We start from the raw sequence: 1707 nt of genomic DNA on the forward strand, positions 1-1707 counted from the left end.
AAAAGAGCTTCGTTGGAGTGTGTTTGCGGTTATTTTTGCGTTTGCGCCGGTTGTTGCATCAGAACCAGAGGTTGAGTTAGGGATCGAGTGGCGAGGTTTTGCCGAACCGGGGTTTTATGGGCAGGATCAGTCTCGCTTCTCGGCCAGAGGTGAGTTGGGTTATGACGGCGCCATGCTCAGCGGCGATTACGAATTATTGCTTTTTGGCCGCTACGATGTTCATGACGACGAGCGCACGCATCTAGATTTGCGCGAAGCATCCTGGGTTTACGTTGGTGACGAGTGGTCGTTAAAGGGCGGAGTTAGCAAGGAGTTCTGGGGGGTGACGGAGTCTCTGCACTTGGTCGATATCATCAACCAGACGGATGGTGTAGAAGCTGTAGATGACGAGGACAAGCTTGGTCAGCCTATGCTCAAGCTAGCAAGCGAAAAAGAGTGGGGGACGATCAGTCTTTTTTGGTTACCTTATTTTCGAGAGCGCAGTTATCCAAGCCTCGATGGCCGCTTGGCGCTTCCGTTTGAAGTGCGGGCAGATGAGGCGCAGTTTGAATCCGGTGCTGAGAACAAACATCAGGATGTTGCACTGCGCTACGCACATTATATTGATGAGTTAGAGTTTGCGCTTGCGCATTTTTCAGGAACGGCGCGTGATCCTTTATTGGTTTTCAATAACAATCCCCTTGACCCTGCCTTTATTCCCTTTTATCAACAGATTGATCAAACAAGCCTCGAGGCGCAGTACATTTATGATTCTTGGCTCTTGAAGCTAGAGGCTTTAACCAATAAAGGTCTTGGAGATCGCTACGCCGCTGCAGTTGCTGGCTTTGAATACACGCAGGTTGGGATTTTTGAAAGCTACGCCGATTTGGGGTGGATCATCGAGTATCTTTTTGATGAGCGCAAGAATGACGTGAGTGTGATTTTTGAAGATGACGTGTTCATTGGTTGGCGCTATGCATTTAATGATGCCGACTCTTCGGAAATCCTGTTTGGGGGAATTTTTGATACCCATACTGATGAGCGAATCTACTCGCTTGAGGCCAGCCAGAGGATTAGCAGTGACCTCAAGGTTTTTGTTGAGGCATGGATGTTCGAAGGTTTGCCAAGGCTAACGCCGACTTCCGGCCTAGATTCTGATAAGAAAACACAATTTCTCCAGACCGAAGACTTCATTCAGCTGGAGCTCGTGAAGTACTTCTAAATTACAAACATCTTATAAGGTTATTTAGTCACAATATTTCACATTTTAGGACAATGAACATAAACTAGACGATATAGAAGAATATGAATAACAATTAGCTTGGTCGATGACGTTTCCAAGCAGGCGAGGCGAGCCGTGATAGACGTGTTAGTAGTGGACGATCATGACCTCATTCGAGCGGGCATTGCGCGTATGCTCGAAGATGATGGTGCTATCCAAGTAGTTGGGGAGGCGGCCTCTGGAGAGGATGCGGTTACTATGGCGCGTGATCTGGCCCCTTCGATTATTCTTATGGATATGAAGATGCCCGGAATTGGCGGCCTAGAGGCGACTCGACGGATCAGAAGTGCCTGTCGAAATTCAAAGATCGTTGTCTTATCAGGCTGCACGGATACGCCATTCGCTCAGCGTGTACTTAGTGCAGGCGCCACCGGATATGTTTCAAAAAGCAGTCATATTTCAGAAATTATTAAGGCGATAAAAATAGTCGACCTGGGCGAGCGCTA

The 1707-nt window shown here is 47.9% G+C and carries 2 protein-coding genes; both read left to right on the top strand.

Going from position 1 to position 1707, the window contains the following annotated elements; all coding sequences use genetic code 11:
* Positions 1-1201, top strand: a 1201-nt coding sequence (locus tag A3751_RS22910; RefSeq protein ID WP_068457457.1) for a hypothetical protein, incomplete at its 5' end; no start/stop codon positions are given.
* A 135-nt stretch (positions 1202-1336) separates the two neighbouring features.
* On the top strand, positions 1337-1707 hold a 371-nt coding region (locus tag A3751_RS14715; RefSeq protein ID WP_156492492.1), incomplete at its 3' end, for a response regulator.

Source organism: Oleiphilus sp. HI0080, from assembly GCF_001635135.1.